Annotated in this window: 17 protein-coding genes and 2 tRNA genes; 9 read left to right on the top strand and 10 right to left on the bottom strand. The window is 74.0% G+C overall.

Translation table 11 applies throughout. The features are described 5' to 3' along the window. Window positions 1-105 precede the first annotated feature (105 nt). Entirely contained in the window at window positions 106-888 is a 783-nt protein-coding gene (locus tag GMA12_RS02350) for a cyclase family protein (protein ID WP_156266855.1), read from the top strand. Continuing rightward, the gene (locus tag GMA12_RS02345) at window positions 885-2555 is read left to right on the top strand and encodes a thiamine pyrophosphate-binding protein (RefSeq protein WP_162459384.1); all 1671 of its coding nucleotides are present in this window, start codon (window positions 885-887) and stop codon (window positions 2553-2555) included. The genes GMA12_RS02350 and GMA12_RS02345 overlap by 4 nt, the downstream gene beginning before the upstream one ends. 33 nt (window positions 2556-2588) lie before the next feature. Here the strand turns inward: GMA12_RS02345 and GMA12_RS02340 are convergent, their stop codons facing one another. Beyond that, entirely contained in the window at window positions 2589-3911 is a 1323-nt protein-coding gene (locus GMA12_RS02340) for a hemolysin family protein (protein ID WP_156266853.1), read from the bottom strand. Window positions 3912-4041: 130 nt separating this feature from the next. On the opposite strand from GMA12_RS02340, the gene GMA12_RS02335 reads away from it, so the two are divergent. Together GMA12_RS02335 and GMA12_RS02330 are read left to right on the top strand one after the other, a co-directional pair. Further along, entirely contained in the window at window positions 4042-5259 is a 1218-nt protein-coding gene (locus GMA12_RS02335; protein WP_370829977.1) for a glycerophosphodiester phosphodiesterase family protein, read from the top strand. 117 nt (window positions 5260-5376) lie between these two features. Next, a complete protein-coding gene (locus tag GMA12_RS02330; RefSeq protein ID WP_156266849.1) occupies window positions 5377-6249 on the top strand; it encodes an FRG domain-containing protein in 873 nt (290 codons plus the stop codon). A gap of 12 nt (window positions 6250-6261) precedes the next feature. On the opposite strand, the gene GMA12_RS02325 is transcribed toward GMA12_RS02330, so the two are convergent. Continuing rightward, the gene (locus GMA12_RS02325; protein ID WP_047803740.1) at window positions 6262-6474 is read right to left on the bottom strand and encodes a hypothetical protein; all 213 of its coding nucleotides are present in this window, start codon (window positions 6472-6474) and stop codon (window positions 6262-6264) included. An 82-nt stretch (window positions 6475-6556) separates the two neighbouring features. Continuing rightward, window positions 6557-7714, bottom strand: a complete 1158-nt coding sequence (gene manA, locus GMA12_RS02320; protein ID WP_156266847.1) for a mannose-6-phosphate isomerase, class I — start codon at window positions 7712-7714, stop codon at window positions 6557-6559. A gap of 74 nt (window positions 7715-7788) precedes the next feature. Here manA and GMA12_RS02315 point away from each other — a divergent pair, with 74 nt between their 5' ends. Next, window positions 7789-9189, top strand: a complete 1401-nt coding sequence (locus GMA12_RS02315) for a phosphomannomutase/phosphoglucomutase (protein ID WP_162459383.1) — start codon at window positions 7789-7791, stop codon at window positions 9187-9189. Window positions 9190-9271: 82 nt separating this feature from the next. On the opposite strand, the gene GMA12_RS02310 is transcribed toward GMA12_RS02315, so the two are convergent. The 3 genes from GMA12_RS02310 to GMA12_RS02300 all read right to left on the bottom strand — a co-directional run bounded on the left by GMA12_RS02310 (window position 9272) and on the right by GMA12_RS02300 (window position 13037). Beyond that, the gene (locus GMA12_RS02310; protein WP_156267408.1) at window positions 9272-10459 is read right to left on the bottom strand and encodes a globin domain-containing protein; all 1188 of its coding nucleotides are present in this window, start codon (window positions 10457-10459) and stop codon (window positions 9272-9274) included. A gap of 58 nt (window positions 10460-10517) precedes the next feature. After that, window positions 10518-11009, bottom strand: coding sequence for an RrF2 family transcriptional regulator (locus GMA12_RS02305; protein WP_162459382.1), 492 nt, complete (start codon window positions 11007-11009; stop codon window positions 10518-10520). A 162-nt stretch (window positions 11010-11171) separates the two neighbouring features. Further along, on the bottom strand, window positions 11172-13037 hold the full coding sequence (locus tag GMA12_RS02300; protein WP_156266845.1) for a phosphoenolpyruvate carboxykinase (GTP): 1866 nt from the start codon (window positions 13035-13037) through the stop codon (window positions 11172-11174). Between the two features lie 287 nt (window positions 13038-13324). Between GMA12_RS02300 and GMA12_RS02295 the strand changes: the two genes are divergently transcribed. Continuing rightward, window positions 13325-13400 (top strand) — tRNA-Arg (locus GMA12_RS02295). 57 nt (window positions 13401-13457) lie between these two features. Here the strand turns inward: GMA12_RS02295 and GMA12_RS02290 are convergent. From GMA12_RS02290 to upp, 4 genes are all read right to left on the bottom strand, one after another. Next, window positions 13458-14630 (bottom strand): FAD-dependent monooxygenase, encoded by a 1173-nt coding sequence (locus GMA12_RS02290; protein ID WP_162459381.1) that lies wholly within the window; start codon window positions 14628-14630, stop codon window positions 13458-13460. 12 nt (window positions 14631-14642) lie between these two features. Then, complete coding sequence (locus GMA12_RS02285; protein ID WP_156266843.1) at window positions 14643-15182, bottom strand: SixA phosphatase family protein; 540 nt, start codon at window positions 15180-15182, stop codon at window positions 14643-14645. A gap of 94 nt (window positions 15183-15276) precedes the next feature. Then, window positions 15277-16101: a winged helix-turn-helix domain-containing protein gene (locus tag GMA12_RS02280; protein WP_156266841.1), complete on the bottom strand. Its 825-nt coding sequence runs from the start codon at window positions 16099-16101 to the stop codon at window positions 15277-15279. A 508-nt stretch (window positions 16102-16609) separates the two neighbouring features. Beyond that, on the bottom strand, window positions 16610-17245 hold the full coding sequence (upp, locus tag GMA12_RS02275; RefSeq protein WP_062735258.1) for a uracil phosphoribosyltransferase: 636 nt from the start codon (window positions 17243-17245) through the stop codon (window positions 16610-16612). A gap of 125 nt (window positions 17246-17370) precedes the next feature. Here upp and tadA point away from each other — a divergent pair, with 125 nt between their 5' ends. The 3 genes from tadA (at window position 17371) to GMA12_RS02260 (ending at window position 19081) form a co-directional block, all read left to right on the top strand. Next, a complete protein-coding gene (gene tadA / locus GMA12_RS02270) occupies window positions 17371-17916 on the top strand; it encodes a tRNA adenosine(34) deaminase TadA (RefSeq protein WP_206064628.1) in 546 nt (181 codons plus the stop codon). A 29-nt stretch (window positions 17917-17945) separates the two neighbouring features. Next, window positions 17946-18035, top strand: a tRNA-Ser gene (locus tag GMA12_RS02265). 212 nt (window positions 18036-18247) lie between these two features. Beyond that, the gene (locus tag GMA12_RS02260) at window positions 18248-19081 is read left to right on the top strand and encodes a thioesterase family protein (protein WP_156266839.1); all 834 of its coding nucleotides are present in this window, start codon (window positions 18248-18250) and stop codon (window positions 19079-19081) included. The last annotated feature ends 57 nt before the right edge of the window (window positions 19082-19138 follow it).

Here is a 19138-nt window from a genome sequence, read left to right as displayed (position 1 = left end):
GCCCGGGGCACAATGGCGGGGACCGCACCATGGCGAGGGCACCGGGCCCACGACGGAGACCACGGGCGCAGAGGGCCCCCGCAGGGGCCGGAGGAGGACCGTCCCATGCACGTCCTGACCGAACTGGGCGCGGCGCTGGCCGCCGGGGCGGTGGAGGTCGTCGACCTCACCACCCCGCTGACGCCGGAGACCCCGATCCTGCAGCTGCCCGCGCCCTTCGCCAACACCGTGGGCCTGTCCATGACCCCCGTGAGCGCCTTCGACGACGCCGGGCCGGGCTGGGCGTGGAACGACCTGCGGGTGGGCGAGCACGCCGGCACGCACCTGGACGCCCCCGTGCACTGGATCACGGGACGGCACGGGAAGTCGGTGGACCGGATCGAACCGGCCCGGCTCGTCGGGCGCGCCGCGGTGGTGGACTTCACCGCCGAGGCCGAGGCGGACGCCGACGCCCTGCTCGAGCCCGAGCACCTCGACCGGTGGGAGGCCGAGCACGGGCGGTTCCCGCAGAACTGCTGGGTGCTGCTGCGCACCGGCTGGTCCGCACGCGGGGAGGACCCCGCACGGTTCCTCAACGCCGACGAGCACGGCCTGCACGCGCCGGGGCCGTCCGTGGCGGCCGCGCGGTGGCTGGCCGCGCACCCGCACGTGAGCGGGTTCGGGGTGGAGACCGTCGGCATCGACGCCGGCGTGGCGGGCGGCTTCGACCCGCCCTTCCCCGCCCACCACCACCTGCTCGGCGCCGACAAGTACGGGCTGACGTCGCTGCGCGGCCTCGACCGGCTGCCGGTCCTCGGCGCCCAGCTGGTCGTGGCCCCGCTGCCGGTGGTGGGCGGCACCGGCAGTCCCGCCCGCGTGCTCGCCCTCGTCGAGCGGGCCGGGGCGTGAGCGGCACCGTCGCCCAGCTCGTGGGCCGCACGCTCGCGGAGCTGGGGGCCGGCCACGTCTTCGGCGTGGTCGGCAGCGGCAACTTCCACCTGACCAACGCGCTGATCGCGGCGGGCGTGCCCTTCACCGCGGCCCGGCACGAGGGCGGGGCCGCGACCATGGCCGACGCCTGGGCCCGCACGAGCGGGCGCGTCGCGGTGCTGACCACCCACCAGGGCTGCGGGCTGACCAACGCGGTGACCGGGATCGGGGAGGCCGCGAAGTCCCGCACGCCGCTGGTGGTGCTCACCGCCGACGCCCAGGCCGCGGCCGTGCACTCGAACTTCCGGGTCGACCAGGACGGCCTCGCCCGGTCCGTGGGGGCGGTGGCCGAACGGGTGCACTCCCCCGCGAGCGCGGTGGCCGACGTCGTCCGGGCGTTCCGCCGCGCCCGCAACGACCGCCGCACCGTGGTGCTCAGCGTGCCCCTCGACGTCCAGGCCGCCGCCGCTCCGGAGACCTCCGGAGCGGCCGCGGTTCCGCCCGCGCCGCGGGTGCGCCCGCACGGCGACGACGCCGGCCGGCTCGCCGCGCTGCTGGCCACCGCCCGCCGGCCGGTGCTCGTGGCCGGCCGGGGGGCGCGCGGGGCGCGGGCCGAGCTGGCCGCCCTGGCCGAGCGCACGGGGGCGCTGCTGGCGACCTCCGCGGTCGCCAAGGGGCTGTTCGCCGGCGAGGAGTTCGACCTCGGCATCTCCGGCGGCTTCTCCACGCCCCTGGCCGCGGAGCTGATCGGCGCGGCCGACCTCGTGGTGGGCTGGGGCTGCGCCCTGAACATGTGGACCACCCGGCACGGGCGGCTGATCGGCCCGGAGGCCGCCGTGGTGCAGGTCGACGTCGAGGAGGCCGCGCTGGGCGCGCACCGGCCCGTGGACCGCCCGCTGGAGCTCGGGGTCGTGGGCGACTGCGCGCAGACCGCCCGCGACGTCCTGGCCGCGCTGGAGGGCGCACCCGAGGCGTCTTCCTCCTGGCGCAGCCCCGAGCTGGCGGCACGGATCGCCCGGGAGGGGCGCTGGCGGGACGTGCCGTTCGAGGACCTCTCCACGGGCGAGCGGATCGACCCGCGGGTGCTCTCCCGCGAGCTGGACGCGCTGCTGCCCGCCGAGCGGGTCGTGGCGGTCGACAGCGGCAACTTCATGGGCTACCCCAGCCAGTACCTCTCGGTGCCGGACGAGCGCGGGTTCTGCTTCACCCAGGCCTTCCAGTCGGTGGGCCTGGGTCTGGCCACCGCGATCGGCGCGGCCCTGGCGCAGCCGCACCGGCTGCCCGTGCTGGGCACCGGGGACGGGGGCTTCCTCATGGGCGTCGCGGAGCTCGAGACGGCGGTGCGGCTGGGGCTGCCGCTGGTCTGCGTGGTCTACGACGACGCCGCCTACGGCGCCGAGGTGCACCACTTCGCCGGTCCGGGCGCCGGGGACGTCCCGCTGGACACCGTGGTGTTCCCGGACGTGGACATCGCCGCGGTCGGCCGCGGCTTCGGCGCCGAGGGCGTGGTGGTGCGCAGGGTCGAGGACCTCGCCGCCGTGCGCGCCTGGGCGGACGGGCCCCGCGACCGCCCGCTGGTGGTCGACGCGAAGATCGCCTCCGACGGCGGGGCGTGGTGGCTGGCCGAGGCCTTCCGGGGCCACTGAGCCCGCCGGGGGCCGCGCCCGGCGCGGCCCCGGTCAGGACGGCCCGCCGTCCGGCAGCCGGGTGATCCGGACCCGCTCCACCCGGCTGCGGTCCACGGCCAGGACCTCGAGCCGGTACCCGTCCACCTGCACGGCGTCGCCCGGGCGCGCCACCCGGCCCAGGCGGTCCATGACGAACCCGCCCACGGTCTCGTAGTGGCCCTCCGGGATGGTGAGGCCCGTCTCCTCCGGCACCTCCTGGATGATGAGCCCGCCGTCCACCAGCACGGCCTCGCCCGAGCGCAGCACCGTGTCCTCGTGCTCCCGCAGCCCGGCGTCGAACTCGTCGTAGATCTCCCCCACGAGCTCCTCGACCAGGTCCTCCAGGGTCACGATGCCCGCGGTGCCGCCGTACTCGTCGACCACGAGACCGATGTGCTGCCCGTTCTTGCGCATGGCCTGGAGGGTGCGCAGCACGTGGTTGGTCTCCGGCAGGAAGGGGATGGGCCGCACCACGTCCCGCAGGGTGCGGGGCGGGGCCTCGATCACGCCGTCCCCGTCGGCGTCGGCCTGCACGAGGTCGCGGATGTGCACGAAGCCGAGCACGTCGTCCACGGTGGCGCCCGTGACCGGATAGCGGGAGTGCGGCAGGGTCAGCGCCGTGCGGTACGCCTCGGTGATGGACAGGGTGCCGTCGAGGAACTGCACGTCGGGGCGGGGCCGCATCACCTCGGCCAGGCGCCGCTCCCCGGCCTCGAAGACGTCCGTGAGGATCGAGCGGGAGACGGGCCCGATGCCCCGGGTGTCCACCACCAGCTCACGGATCTCCTCCGCCGAGACCTCCTCCGTGACGGCGTGCGGGTCCCCGCCGAGCAGCCGCACCACGAGGTTGGTGGACGCCGAGAGCAGCCGGATGACCGGGCGCATGAGCTTGGCGAACAGGTTCAGCGGCGGGGCCAGCAGCTGGGTGAAGCCCACCGAGCGCTGCATGGCCAGGCGCTTGGGCACCAGCTCCCCGAAGACCAGGGACAGGTAGGCGATCACCAGGGTCATCCCGATCAGCGCCGCCGTCTGCGCGGCGGACCCCGAGAGCCCGGCCCGCTCGAACAGCGGGGCGAGGTCCGGGGCGATGGTGGAGGCGCCGTAGGCCGAGGAGAAGAACCCGGCCACCGTCACGCCGATCTGCACCGCCGAGAGGAACAGGTTGGGGTCGCGCACGAGCGCCGCGGTGCGGGCGCCCTTGCGCCCGGAGCGCTCGATCCGGCGGATCTGGCTCTCCCGCAGGCTCACGATCGCCATCTCGGTGCCGGCGAAGACACCCCCGATCACCACGAACAGCAGGACCAGCAGCAGGTTGACCAGGGTGTCGGCGTCCATGCCGCCCACGGTACCGGCCGGTCCTTCGACGCCAGGAGATCACCGGCGCTTCACCTCGCGTCGGCCGCGCCGTCACCCGGCCCGGCTGGACTGGCGGGGCACCGTCCCCCGAGCTCGAAGGAGCACCCCCGTGTCCGTTCCCCTCGTTCCCGTCCTGCGCGCCGTGACCGCCGGAGCCCTCAGCGCGGCGACCGTGCTGACCGTCGCGGCGCCGGCCGTCGCGGCCCCCGCCGACGCCGACCGCCCCCTCGTGATCGGCCACCGGGGCGCCGCCGGCACCGCCCCCGAGAACACGGTCTCCGCGTTCAAGGACGCCCGCGCCGCCGGCGTGGACTACCTCGAGATCGACGTGCAGCTCAGCGCCGACGGCGTGCCGTTCCTCTTCCACGACGACACCCCGGCGCGCACCACGAACGTGGCGGAGGTCTTCCCGGGCCGGGAGAACGACCCCGTCACCTCCTTCACCTGGGCGGAGCTGCAGCAGCTCGACGCCGGGGCGTACTTCGGCCCGCGGTTCGCCGGCGAGCGGATCCCCCACCTCGACGACGCCGCGAAGGTCGCCACGGTCAACACCGGGGTCTACATCGAGATCAAGTCGCCGCGGAACTCTCCGGGCGTCGAACAGGTCGTCGCCGACGCCCTGGCCCAGGACAAGGACTGGTCGAAGCTGCTGGAGGCCGGCAAGGTCACCGTCATCGGCTTCGACGAGGCCTCCAACCGCACCTTCGCCGGCCTCGCGCCCGAGGTCCCCCTCCAGCAGCTCACCGGGTCCGTGCCCGATGCTGCCACGATCGAGCGCTGGGCGGGCTTCGTGGACTCGGTCGGCACCAACTACCGCACCCTGGACGCGGAGGACGTCGCGCGCGTCGACGCCGCCGGCCTGGACCTGGGCGTGTACACCGTCAACTCCGCGGAGGCCGTCCAGCACGTGCTCGACCTCGGGGTGGACATGGTCACCGGCGACTTCCCGGTCCAGGCCGACCGTCTCCTCGACGGCCTGGACCCGTACCCGGGCGACCACGGCGTGGAGATCGCCGGCGCCGTCAACGACGTGCCCGGCGACGACGTCCAGTACGGGACCGGCGAGCACGTGCTGCTCACGAACACGGGCGCCCGCACCGTGGACGTGAGCGGCTGGATCCTGCGCGACGCGGCGAACAACGTCCTGTCCGTGGGCGACGGCTACGAGCTGGACCCGGGCGAGCAGCTGCGGGTGTACACCGGCCCGGGCCCCGACACGGACGGGGCCTCCTACAACGGCGGCTCCGCCTCCGTGCTGAACAACGGCGGCGACTCCGTGGCCCTGTGGACCGACCAGGACCGGCTGCAGGACGTCTTCGCGAACTGAGCCGGCCCCGCACCGGGGACCGTCCCCCGACCGCGGGTCTTCCCCGGGCGGCGGGCGCGCACTACGGTGGAGCGCACGCTGTCGAGGAGGACCCGCGGAGAGGCAGGGACGCCGTTCATGGACCCGGTCATCGAGATCGCCGAGGACGACCTCTACGGGCTGATCGACGCCCTCACGCACAGCGACTGGCAGCCCTCCCGCGGGCAGTTCCGGATCAACGTGGTCTACCGCGGGCACGCGCTGGCCGACCACGACCTGCACACCAGCCTGTACCGGCTCCGGGGCGGGTCCAGCGACCGGATCGAGTCCCACCTCCTGCGCAACTTCCGCAAGTACGCGGCCCGGGACACCTCGCCGGGGGACTCCGACTGGAACTGGCTGTCCGTGGCCCAGCACCACGGACTGCCCACCCGCCTGCTGGACTGGACGAACTCCCCTTACGTGGCGCTGCACTTCGCCACCGCGGACCCCCGCTGCTACGACGCCCCGGGCGCCGTGTGGTGCGTCGACTACGCCGCGGCCCACGAGCTCCTCCCCGCCGAGCTGCGGCGCGAGATCCGCGCGCACGAGGCGGGCCTGTTCACCACCGGCATGCTCGGCCGGATCGCCTACACCCTGGAGGACTTCGACCGGTGCGTGAGCGGCGGCGCGCAGGCCGCGCCCCTGTTCTTCGAGCCGCCCTCCCTGGACGAGCGGATCGTCAACCAGTCGGCCGTCTTCTCGGCGATGCCCGGGGCCACCGCCTCCCTGCACGACTGGCTGGGCGAGCACCCGGAGCTCTACCGCAAAGTGATCATCCCGGCGGGGCTCAAGTGGCGGATCCGCGACCACCTGGACCAGGCCAACGTGACGGAACGGGTGCTCTTCCCCGGCCTCGACGGGCTCTCCCGGTGGCTGCGGCGGTACTACGGGCCGCGACCGGAGATGTCCCGGGGCGAGGGCCCGGCCGCACCGGGAATGACCGAGGGCCCGCAGGCCCCGGTCGGCTGAGCTCCCGCCGGCTCACCAGAGGTGGCGGCAGGCCCCGTTCTGGCAGGAGAACTCGGGGGCCCGCCCGTCGGGCAGCATCATCGACGGGGACGCCAGTTCGACGTCGCGCGCGGTGTCCCAGTCGTCGGGCATGATCTGGACGTAGACGAGCTCGAAGCCCGTGGCGCCGCAGCGCGGGCACGGCGCGGTGGTGCCGCGCAGGCCGTCGGACGGGGTGGTGCTCATGGCGGGTCTCCCGGGGAGTACAGGCACCGGGCGCTCCGGGGCCGGTGGGCCCAGTCTAGTGGCCCCGGCCGGGGGGCCGGCCTCAGCCGCAGGAGACGGTGAAGACCCGGGCGTCCCCGGACAGCTCCACGGCGGTGGGGGCGCCCCGGTGGAGCAGCGACTCCCCGCCGCCCAGCGTCCACTCGGCCTCCGGGGTGCGCACCACGGCGCGGTCCCCGACGGCGAGGAGCACGGCGGTCCCGCGCAGCTCGAACGGCACGGTGCGGCCCGGCACGAGCTCGTGGGCGACCAGGGACAGCCGCTCGTCCCACAGGGGATAGACGCGCGCGCCGTGCTCGTCGGCCGGGGGCTCGACCACCTCGGGGTCGGACTGCACCTCGGCCAGCACCGCGAGCAGCTCCGGCACGTCCACGTGCTTGCCGGTCAGACCGGCCCGCAGGACGTTGTCCGAGGAGCTCATCACCTCGACGGCCGTTCCGCAGAGGTACGCGTGGACCTGCCCCGCGGGGGTGTGCAGGGCCTGGCCGGGGGCCAGGCGCACGTGCTGCATGCACACGGCCACCAGCAGGCCGCGGTCGTCCGGGTGCCGGTCGTGCACGTACCGGACCAGCGCGGCCACCGGGTCCTGCGGGCCGGCGGCGCGGGCCGCGGCGACGGTCGCCGCCACGGCGTCCGCGGCGGCGTCGTCCTCGAGGGTGAGCACCCGGGGCAGCACGGGCCCCTCGCCGTCGGCGGCCGCGCGCAGCCAGTCCAGGCCGAGCCGGTCGGCCGTGGCCCGCAGCCGCTCCGCCGGCTGCACGCCGGTGAGCAGCTCCACGTCCGTGAGCGCCACCACGGTCTCGGGCTTGGCCGAGCGGTCCTTGTAGTTGCGCCGCGGGTCGTCCCGGGGGATCCCCGCCCGCTGCTCGCGCTCGTAGCCCTCCTCCGCCTGCTCCGGGGAGGGGTGGACCTGGATGGACAGGGGGGCGTCGATGGCCAGGATCTTCAGCAGGTAGGGCAGCTCGCCGCCGCGCGCCGACGCGGGCAGGAAGCCCTCGGGGTCCTCCCGCACGAGCCGGTCCAGCGGCCGCTCGCGGCCCTCGAGCAGGACCGCCGACGGTGCGGAGGGGTGCGCCCCCACCCACAGCTCGGCCTCGGGCTCGGGGCTCGGCACGGGCTCGCCCCGGAGCCGGGCCAGCACCTCGCGTGAGCCCCAGGCATAGTGCTGGACCGGATTGCGCATGCGGAGGATCTCACCCATGCCCGTCATCCAATCACAGACCGCCCGCCGGTCCGGCGGCGGCCCGGGGCGGTCGTGGCCTAAGATCGGCGCTTGTGACTATCGATCTCTCAGCTTCGTTCAAGGCCTACGACGTCCGCGGCATCGTGGGCGAGTCCATCACCGCGGAGACCGTCCGGGCCACCGGCGCCGCGTTCGTGGACGTCCTGGACCTCGCCGGCCGGACGGTCCTGGTCGGAGGGGACATGCGCCCCTCCTCCCCGGAGTTCATGGACGCCTTCGCCGAGGGCGCCGTCCGCCGCGGCGCGGACGTGCTGAAGATCGGGCTGATCTCCACCGACGAGCTGTACTACGCCTCCGGCACCCTCGACGCCGCCGGGGTCACCTTCACGGCGAGTCACAACCCCGCCGAGTACAACGGCATGAAGATGTCCAAGGCCGGGGCCGTGCCGGTCTCCTCCGAGACGGGGCTCTACGACATCCGCGACCTCGCGCAGCGCTACCTCGACGAGGGCGTGATCCCTGCCGCCCCGGCTCCCGGCACCGTGACCGAGCGGGACGTCCTGGCCGGCTACGCGGAGTACCTGCGCTCCCTGGTGGACCTCTCCGGGGCGCGGCCGCTCAAGGTGGTGGTCGACGCCGGCAACGGCATGGCCGGGCTGACCACCCCCGCCGTGCTGGGCGACGCGGTCCTGCCTGCCCTGCCCCTGGAGATCGTGCCCCTGTACTTCGAGCTGGACGGCACGTTCCCCAACCACCCCGCCAACCCGCTGGAGCCGCAGAATCTCGTGGACCTCCAGCGCGCCGTGCAGGAGCACGGGGCGGACCTGGGCATCGCCTTCGACGGCGACGCCGACCGCTGCTTCGTGGTCGACGAGCGGGGCGGGACGGTCTCCCCGTCCGCCGTCACCGCGCTCGTGGCCGAGCGGGAGATCGAGCGGGCCCGGGCGGAGGGCGTCGAGACGCCGGTGATCATCCACAACCTCATCACCTCCCTCGCCGTCCCCGAGCTGGTCACCGCCCGCGGCGGGCGGCCCGTGCGCACCCGGGTGGGCCACTCGTTCATCAAGGCCGTGATGGCGCAGGAGTCCGCGGTGTTCGGCGGCGAGCACTCCGCCCACTACTACTTCCGCGACTTCTTCAACGCGGACACCGGCATGCTCGCCGCGATGCACCTGCTGGCGGCGCTGGGCGAGCAGGAGCGGCCGCTGAGCGAGCTGATGCACCAGTACGACCCGTACGCGGCCTCGGGCGAGGTCAACTCCACGGTCGAGGACAAGGCGGGCGCCGTGCGCCGCGTCGTGGAGGCCCTCGCCGGCCGGGACGTGGTCGTGGAGACCCTGGACGGGACCACGCTCAGCTGCCCGGACGAGGGCTGGTGGTTCAACCTGCGCCCCTCCAACACGGAACCGTTCCTGCGCCTCAACGTCGAGGCGAAGGACGCCGAGACCATGGAGCGGGTCCGGGACCGGGTGCTGGGGCTCGTGCGCTCCTGAGCCCCGCGGCCACCCGGTTCCGGCAGCGCGGAGCCCCGCGGGACGCGCCGTCCCGCGGGGCTCCGCGCTGGCGGGGCGGGGCTCAGGCGACGGCGGCCGCGCGGGCGTCGTCGTGCAGCATCCACTGGTCCGGGCCGAGGATCTCGTAGGCGATGCTGCGTCCGGGCACGCCCTGGGCGACCGCGGCGGAGCGGGCGGCCCGCATGAACGGCAGCGGACCGCACAGCACCACCTGGGCGCCCGCGGGGATCCGCACCTCGGCCAGGTCCATGAACCCGTCGTGGTCGCCCTGCCCGGGGGTCTCCATCCAGGTCTCCAGGCGCGCGCCGGGCAGCTCGGCCACGAGCAGCTCGTGCAGCTCCCGCAGCGGCCAGGTCGCGACCGAGCGGTCCGCGTGCAGCACCAGGACCTCCCGCTGCGACTCCTGGCGGACGAGCCGGTCCAGGAACGCCAGCATGGGCGTGACGCCGATGCCGGCGGAGGCCAGCACCAGGGGCCCGTCCCCCTCCGGGAGCACCACGTCGCCGTAGGGGTTGGAGACCGTCAGGACGTCGCCGACCCGGACGTCGTGGTGCAGCACCGGGGTGACCTCGCCGCGCTCGTCGAGGCGCACGGCGATGCGCCGGGTCCCCTCCGGCCCGGGCACCAGGGTGAACTGACGGGGCTGGTGCACCCCGTCGGGCATCCGCACCTGGACGGTCACGTACTGTCCGGCCACGGCAGGGGTCAGGGGGGTCCCGTCGGCGGGCTCCAGGGTCAGGGCGACCGTGCCGACCCCGGCCTGCTCCTTCGCGGCGACCCGGAACGGGGCGAGGACCGCGTCGTTGGCCTGGGACCCGTAGAGCCGCGCCTCGATCCTGATCATGGCGTCGGCCATCAGCCAGTACACCTCGTCCCAGGCGGCCACGACCTCGGGGGTCGCGGCGTTCCCGAGGTCCCGGGCGATCGCGCCGAACAGGTGCTCGTGCACGATCGGGTAGTGCTCCGGCCGCACGCCCAGGGAGGCGTGCTTGTGCGCCACGCGGGAGAGCAGCTCGTCCGGGTAGCCCTCAGGGTGGGACAGCAGCCAGGACGCGAACATCGCGATGGAGCCCGCGAGCGCCTGCGGCTGGCTCCCGTTCCTCTGGTTCGACCGGCTGAACATGCCGTCCAGCAGCTCGGGGCGCGCCGCGAACATCGAGCGGTAGAACTCGGGGGTGATGAACGGGATCCGCTCGGCGACCACGCCGATGGTCTGCTCGATGACGGGGCGGGACTTCTCGGACAGCATCATTGCCTCCTGGGGTGCCGGTGTCTGACACCCCCGAAACTAGCATTTGAAATGCTTATTAAGGAATCGGTGCCGCCGGGGCCGTGCGCCGGCTGTCCGGTTCTCCCGGGGGCCGCATCCCGATGGACAGGAGCACCGGCCCCACCTGCCGCTCGCTCACGAGGTCGCGCACCTGCACGTCGTCGAGCGCCCGGTAGAAGGCCTCCCGGGCGTCCGCGAGGGCCCGGCGCAGCCGGCACGCGTGGTCCAGGGGGCAGTGCCCGTCCGGGGCCTCGCACGCGACCATCGCGGAGCCGGCCTCGAGCTCGCGCAGCAGCGTGCCAACGCCGGCGTCCAGACCGGCGGGGGTGATGGACACCCCGCCGGTGCGCCCGCGGCTCGAGGCGAGCAGTCCGAGCCCGCTCAACCGGCCGACCGTCTTGGTCACGTGGTGGTAGGGCGCGCCGACCCCCTCGGCGATGGCCCGGGTGGTGAGCCTCTCCCCCTCGGGGGCCCCACCGGTCAGCAGCAGGACCCGCAGGGCGATGTCGGAGAATGCTGTCAGCCGCACGGCCGGACCCTCCCGTTCCTCATGGCGGCTCCTTCCCGGATCCCGGCGCTCCCGGCCGTCTGCGGGAGCGCCCCCATTCTCCCACGCACGACGGAGGGGCCCCCGGTGCGGGGACCCCTCCGTCGTGCGAGAGCCCGGGCGGCGCCGCCCGGGCCGTCCGGCTCAGGCCTGGTGCAGCCGGTCCTCCAGGCCGGCGCGCTGCTCGAGGATCGACTCGGGCACGTGGCCCAGCCGGTGGAACCACTCGTCGATGCTGGGCAGCTCCGCCTTCCACTCCTCGACGTCGACCCGAAGGGCGGCCTCGAGGTCCTCGGGGGCCAGCTCCAGGCCGGTCAGGTCCAGGTCCTCCGGGGTGGGCACGGTCCCGATCGGGGTGTCCTGCCCGCCGGCGGCGCCGTCGAGGCGCTCCGCGATCCACTTGACCACCCGGGAGTTCTCGCCGAAGCCCGGCCAGGCGAACCCGCCGGTCGGGGTGCGGCGGAACCAGTTGACGTAGAAGACCTTCGGCATGTTCTCCTCACCCACGCGCTCACCGATCTCGACCCAGTGGGCGAGGTAGTCGTTGGCGTTGTAGCCGATGAAGGGAAGCATGGCCATCGGGTCGCGGCGCACCACGCCGACGGCCCCCTTGGCGGCGGCCGTGGTCTCCGAGGAGAGCGTGGCGCCCTGGAAGACGCCGTGCTCCCAGCCGAAGGACTGCGAGACCAGCGGCACCGTGGTCTTGCGGCGCCCACCGAAGACGATCGCGGACAGCGGCACGCCCTCGGGGTCGTCGTACTCGGGGGCCAGGATGTCGACCTGCTTGATCGGGGTGCAGAACCGGGAGTTCGGGTGCGCGGCCGGACGGCCGGACTCCGGGGTCCACTCGCGGCCCTTCCAGTCGGTCAGGTGCGCGGGGACCTCCTCGGTCATGCCCTCCCACCAGACGCCGCCGTCGTCGGTGAGCGCCACGTTCGTGAAGATCGTGTTGCCGCGGGCGATGGCGCGCATGGCGTTGGGGTTCGTGGGCCACCCGGTGCCCGGGGCCACGCCGAAGAGGCCGGCCTCCGGGTTGGTCACGCGGGCCTGGCCGTCCTTGCCGAAGCGGATCCAGGCGATGTCGTCGCCGACCATCTCCGCCTTCCAGCCCTCGATCGTGGGCTCGAGCATCGCGAAATTGGTCTTGCCGCACGCGGAGGGGAAGGCCGCGGAGATGAACCGGCCCTCCCCCTGCGGGTTCGTGACCTTGAGGATGAGCATGTGTTCGGCCAGCCAGCCCTCGTCGTGGGCGATGGCCGAGGCGATCCGCAGGGCGTAGCACTTCTTGCCCAGCAGGGCGTTGCCCCCGTAGCCGGACCCGAACGACCAGATGGACCGGTCCTCGGGGAAGTGCACGATGTACTTGGCCGGGTTGCAGGGCCAGGGCACGTCCTCCTCGCCCGGGGCCAGCGGGGCGCCCAGGGAGTGGAGGCACTCGACGAAGAACCCGTTCTGCGCGGTCATCTTCTCGAGCACGGGAGTGCCGATGGTGGCCATGATGCGCATCGAGCACACCACGTACGCGGAGTCGGTGATCTCCACGCCGTAGCTGGGCCGGGCGGCGTCGAGATGGCCCATGACGAAGGGGATGACGTACATGGTGCGTCCGCGCATGGCGCCGTGGAAGCGCTTGCGCAGCGCCGCCTTCATCACCCCCGGGTCCTCCCAGTTGTTGGTCGGACCCGCGCCCTTCTCGGTCTTGGTGCAGATGAAGGTGCGCTCCTCGACGCGGGCGACGTCGTCCGGGTCGGAGAAGGCGGCGAAGGAGTTGGGGAACTTCTGCTCGTCCAGGCGCACGAAGGTGCCGGCGTCCACGAGCTCGTCGGTGAGCCGCTTCCACTCCTCCTCCGAGCCGTCGACCCAGTGGATGCGGTCCGGCTGGGTCAGCTCCGCCGTCTCGCGCACCCAGTCGAGAAGGTGCGCGTGGGTGGTGGGCGCGTTGTCCAGCGCGCTCGTCACAGCCTCGTTCAGCCCGGTGGTCTCCGTCGTTGCAGTGGGGTTGTCAGCCATTGACATGTCTCCTCGTTGAGGCCGTCAGCCGACCGCCCGGGGCTCTCGTGGTGGTGCTCGCCGTCGAACACACGACCCGGTCGCACCGGGCCCACAGTGAGCGGCAGGGAGAGGGGCGGCCGGTCTCTACTGTGATGTGGGCTCATCCTATCGTCCGGAGGGAGGCCGCCCCAGCAGGATTACGTGCGCGGCGGTCCGGGGACCGGGGCGGCCGGCGATTTGGCGCTCCCGCGGCCCGCATGTAGAGTTGTACCCGGCTTGAACGGCGGCGACGCCGGGAAGCCGATGCGCCTGTAGCTCAACGGATAGAGCATCTGACTACGGATCAGAAGGTTGGGGGTTCGAATCCCTTCGGGCGCACCACAGACGGAGGCCCCGGACCGCACGGTCCGGGGCCTCCGTCGTGCGCGCCCCACGGTCTCATCCCGCGGCGAGGGCGCGCACGTCCCCGCGGGCCCGCCCCACGAGCCCGCGCGTCACCGACCGGTCCAGGCCCGGCAGGCCCGCCAGCCGCAGCATCAGCCGCCGGGCCCGCACCCGGGACCGGGAGGCGGGGAGGAACCAGGCGGCACCGTCCCGGGCCGCGCGCTGCTTCTCGGCCACGACCGGCCGCCACACCCGCTCCCACCCGGCCAGCGCCTCCTCCACGGAGTCCGCGCGCGCCAGCCGCTCGGCGAGCAGCCAGGCCCCGGCGACCCCGATCGAGGCGCCCTGCCCGCCGAGCAGCGACACCGCCTGCGCCGCGTCCCCGAGCAGGACGACCCTCCCCCGGCTCCAGCGCGGGACCTCCACCTGGAGCACCTCGTCGTAGTAGACGTCCTCCGGGCAGGCCTCCAGCACGCGCGGCACGAGCCAGCCGAACGAGGAGTGCGCCCGCCACAGCGCCGCGCGCGGATCGGCCGGCAGCGCGGGGTCGTCCACCCGGTGCACGGCGAAGGCCGCCACGCGCCCGTCCCGCACCCCGTAGAGGCCCACCGTGCGATCGGTGCCGTCGGTGAGGCAGACCCGGTCGCCCACCTCCCGGTGCACCTCGGGGTCGTCGAGGAGGAAGGCCGCCGTGTGGCAGCCCAGGAACCGGCGGAAGCGCTCCTCGGGGCCGAGCACGGCCCGGCGGACGGCGGAGTGGACGCCGTCCGCGCCGACGACCAGGTCGGCGTCGAGGAGCGTCCCGTCGGCGAGCACCACGCCGGCCCCGCCGGGCCGGGCCACGACGTCCACGACGGCACGGCCGAAGCGCAGCGCCGCCACCGGGCGGGCGTGCTCGCGGAGCACGCGCTCGAGGTCGGGGCGCAGGACGCTGGTGAGCCGCCCGTCCAGAGCGTGCGCGAACCGGGCGTACGGCAGTCCCGCCCGCTCACGGCCGCGCCCGTCGACGTAGCTGAGCCGGGACACGGCGTGGCCGGTCTCCCGGACCGCCTCGAGGACGCCCATGGCCTCGGCCGCGTCCCAGCCGGGGCCGAAGAAGTCCATCATGTAGCCCTGCCGCCGGGGCCCCGGGGCCCGCTCGAGCACCTCGACGTCCCAGCCCTGCCGGCCCAGGCACCCGGCCAGGGCCAGACCCGCGATGCCGGCCCCGCAGACGACGGCGCGCACGGACGGCCCGCCTCAGTGCCGCCCGGAGGACGGCCGCGGCACCGTGAAGTCCACGAGACGCGCGTCGGCGCCGTCCAGCTCGGCCCAGGAGCCGGGGACCTCGAGGACCGCGAGCCCGGACGTGGGGCAGCCGTCGGCGAGGGCCATCACGGCGTCGTAGTCGGAGTCCGGGGTGGCCAGGCGCAGGGCGGCGTCCCGCAGGCCGGGCAGGTGGCCGATGAGCAGGAGGGACTCCACGGTGTCCGGCACGTGGTTGACGGCCGCGATGATCCGGGCGTCCGGCGCCGCGTAGAGCGACTCGTCGAGCCGGGCGGTCGGGGCGAGGTCGCCCAGGACGCTGCACACCCAGGTGCAGGTCTGCCGGGCACGCAGCGCGCTCGAGCACAGGATCATGTCCGGGACGTGGCCCTGCGCCAGCAGCCAGCGCCCCGCCGCGGCGGCGTCCTGGGCCCCGCTCCGGTGCAGCGGGCGGTCGTGGTCGGTCACGCCCCAGGGGTGCTCCGCCTCCGCGTGGCGCATGAGGACGAGCTTCTTGCGGTCGTGGCGGGTCATCGGTTCATGATGCCACGTGCCCCACCGGCGTGGGACGGCCCCGGCACTCCCGCACCGCGGGAAGGAGCCGGGGCCTGCACGGGCCGGACAAGGATCAGATGGAGTACTCGGGGGCCGCCCACACGACGACCTCGGGGTGCTCGTAGAAGCGGTAGCCCTGACCGCGGACGGTGCGCACGGTGTTGGCCAGCCGGCCGAGCTTGGAGCGCAGGCGCCGGATGTGCACGTCGATGGTGCGCTCGTTGGGCACCTCCTCCGAGTCCCGCCACAGGCTGTGCAGCAGCTCGTGGCGGCCCACGGTGCGGCTGCCGTTCTCCACCAGGTAGTTCAGCAGCTCGAACTCCTTGAAGGTGAGGTTGAGCAGCCCGCCGTCGAGGAAGACCTCGCGCCGGGAGAGGTCGATGAGCACCCCGGTGGACTGGTTCGTCTTGGTCTCGGGCGCCGGTGCCGGTGCCGCGGGAGCGGTCGGGCGCACGGCTCCCGAGGTCGGGTCGCCGAGGGCGTTGCGGACGACCTCCAGGTCGCTGCCGGTGGTGTTCGCCGGGGCCAGGGCCACGGCGGCGTAGGAGTCGGCCTCCGGGACCAGCTGCTGGGCGTAGGCCCGGATGCTCTGGACCATCTTGACCAGCGAGGTGCCGTTCGCCGCGGCGGTCTCCTCGTTGAGGCCCACGTAGATCACGAAGCCGCGAGCCTCGTTCTCCTGGACCTGGGGCCGCGGCGCCGCTTCCCGCTCCAGTCGCGTGGGCAGGGGCGGTTCCCCCGGTGCGGCCGGCATGGCCCCGAGCGTGCTGCGGAGGCTGCGGTAGTCGGCGGGCGCGCCCGGCACCCGATCAGGAGCCGTGGCAGGACGGCGGGCAGCGCGTGCCTCGCTCGTGCGAGTGCGCTGAGAAATGTGCACGTATCCCGGTGTACCTGGCATCTGGTGCCCCTCGTCTCTGCGTCGTGCGATGGACGTCTGCCGCCCACCCGGGCCGCTCCGCCCCTCGGACCGACCCCACCACTCCCATCTCCCGGATCACCGGCTTCGGACTGCTCGGGGAAGGTCCCCGCGAAGCTGATAGATCCCTGACAGTGGCGTTGATCTCATGGTCCACCAGCCCGCAGGAACTCGCAAGTAATAATCCTGACGCTTTCTCACGATGTGAGACACGGCCGCCGGCGTTCCGGGCCGCCCTCCAAAATGAACCCCCTTCACCTTGTCCCCACCCCCACCCCTGGGGGCGAAACCCCGCAAAGCCAGTTCACTGAGCGGTTCCGCCCCCGTCCGACGGCTTCATGCACACCTTCCCCAGGGTTGTCAAGATGCCGAATGCGCCCATCAGCTCATCTCAGCATGTGGACACATGCGCCCAGGGACGGCAGAGGCCCGTCGACCGGGGTCGACGGGCCTCTGTGGCGGCGGATCCGCGGGATCTCCGGGGCGGTGTTCAGTCCACCACGCCGTAGAGGCGATCACCGGCGTCGCCGAGCCCCGGGACGATGTACGCATTCTCGTCGAGCCGCTCGTCCCTCGCAGCCAGGACGATGCTCACCTCCGAGTCCCCCAGCTCCTCCTCCAGGGCGGCCAGGCCCTCGGGGGCCGCGAGCAGGCAGACGCACGTGATCTGCTCGGCACCGCGGCGGTAGAGGAACTTGATCGCCTCGCGCAGCGTGCCCCCGGTGGCCAGCATCGGGTCCAGGACGAAGACCTGGCGGCCGGTGAGGTCGTCGGGCAGGCGCTCGGCGTAGGTGATGATGTCGAGGGTGTCCTCGTTGCGGGCCATCCCCAGGAAGCCCACCTCGGCCGTGGGGACCAGGCGGGTCATGCCCTCGAGCATGCCCAGGCCGGCCCGCAGGATCGGCACGACGAGCGGCCGCGGCTTGGACAGCCCGGTGCCGGTGGTCCGGGTGACCGGCGTGTCGATCTCCACCGGTTCCACGCGGACGCCCCGGGTGGCCTCGTACGCGAGCAGCGTCACGAGCTCCTCGACGAGCAGTCGGAACACCGGGGAGGTGGTGTTCTTGTCCCGGAGGACGGTCAGTTTGTGCGCCACCAGAGGGTGGTCGAGAACGGTCACTCGCATGCACCAAAATTACCATCGGGGTTCTGCGGCCCCCGCCGGGCCCGGCCCCGGCCCGCAGGATCCGCCCGGAGGACGGCCGGACGAGGACCAGGACAGGACCAGGAGAGGACCAGGAGAGGACCAGGATGGGACTGCCCCCGCGCACCCGGGACGAGGCCCGCGCCGAGGAGTGGATGCGGCTGGCCCTCGCGGAGGCCCGCGCCGCACTGGAGACCCAGGACGTGCCGATCGGCGCCGTCGTCGTCGCCCCGGACGGGACGGTGCTCGGCCGCGGGCGCAACCGCCGGGAGGCCGACGGCGACCCCACCGCCCACGCCGAGGTCCTCGCCCTGCGGGAGGCGGCGCGCGCCCGGGGCACCTGGCGCCTCGACGACTGCACCCTCGTGGTGACCCTCGAGCCGTGCGCGATGTGCGCCGGGGCGGTCGTCCTCGCCCGCGTGCCCCGCGTGGTGCTGGGCGCGTGGGACGACAAGGCCGGGGCCGCGGGCTCGGTGCTCGACGTGCTGCGGGAGCGCCGGCTCAACCACTGGGTGGAGGTCACCGGGGGCGTCCTGCAGGAGGAGTGCTCGCGCCTGCTCCTCGACTTCTTCGCCGGGCACCGGCGCGGCGGTCGCGACAGCGTCGCTCCGGCGGACCCCGGTCCTGCCGGACCGGCGGGTTTTGGCGCTTGAGCACGCCAGCCGGTACAGTACTGCGAGCTGGTGACGTGTCCGAGCGGCCGAAGGTGCATCACTCGAAATGATGTTTGGTGTAAGAGCCAACGAGGGTTCAAATCCCTCCGTCACCGCCAGTCGAGAAGGGCCCCGCTCCTCCGGGAGCGGGGCCCTTCTCCGTGTCCGGCCGGACCGCGCCGGCGCAGGATCCCCGCCGGGTCCCTTCGGCCCGCCCGCCGTCCGCCGCGGCCGGGCCGTCCCTCGCTCCACCGGCGGACCGGCCGGCACCGGCTACCGTGGTGCCGGTCACGGCCCGCCGTCCGGCGGGCGGGAAACGGAGAGGCGCAGCATGACGACGTCGGCACAGGCAGTCGGACACCTGGGAACGGACGGGGAGGAGTACCCGGACGCCTACTTCGTGCGGCTGGACGCCACCCGCTTCCGCTCCACCCTGCACGCGCAGGGCGCGTGGAACGCGGCGGAGCAGCACATGGGCGCCGCCTCCGGGCTGCTCGCCCACGCGGTGGAGGTCAACCACCCCCGCGCGGACCTGCTGCCCTCGCGGTTCTCCTACGACATCCTCGGCTTCATCCCCGGCGGCGAGGTCGAGGTGACCACGCGCGTGGTCCGCCCGGGCCGCACGATCGAGCTGGTCGAGGCGACGATGAGCCAGGGGGGCCGCTCCTGCATCCGGCTCAGCGTGTGGCGGCTGGTCCGCGGCGGGACCGCCGCGGTCGCCGGGACGCACCGGGAGGCCCTGCCGTCCGTGGCGGATGCCCTGCCCACGACGATGACGGGGCGGTGGCCCGGCGGGTACATCGCCTCGCTGGAGGGCCGCACCGTGCGCGAGCACCGGCCCGGCCGGGCCACCATGTGGCTGCGCGCGCCGCACGCCGTCGTCGCCGGGGAGGAGGTCTCCGCCACGGCGCAGTTCCTCGCCGCGGTGGACGCCGCCAACGGCATCGCCGTGCGGGTCGGCCCGGACGAGCTGGCCTTCCCCAACGTGGACCTCGGCGTGCACCTGGTGCGGGAGCCCGTCTCGGCCTGGGTGGGCCTGGACACGCACGTCACCTTCGGCGCCAGCGGGGTGGGCCTCACCGAGTCCGCGCTGCACGACGAAGCCGGCTACCTCGGCCAGGTGGCCCAGTCCCTGACGGTGCGGCCGCTGCCGACCGCCGGCTGAGCCCGCTCCCGTCCGGGAGGCCCACCGCGCGACCGTACAATGGGCGGCGGGATTTCC

It is taken from the genome of Kocuria sediminis (assembly GCF_009735315.1).
Taxonomy (GTDB): Bacteria; Actinomycetota; Actinomycetes; order Actinomycetales; family Micrococcaceae; genus Kocuria; species Kocuria turfanensis.
This window is presented reverse-complemented; position numbering and strand designations above follow the sequence as displayed.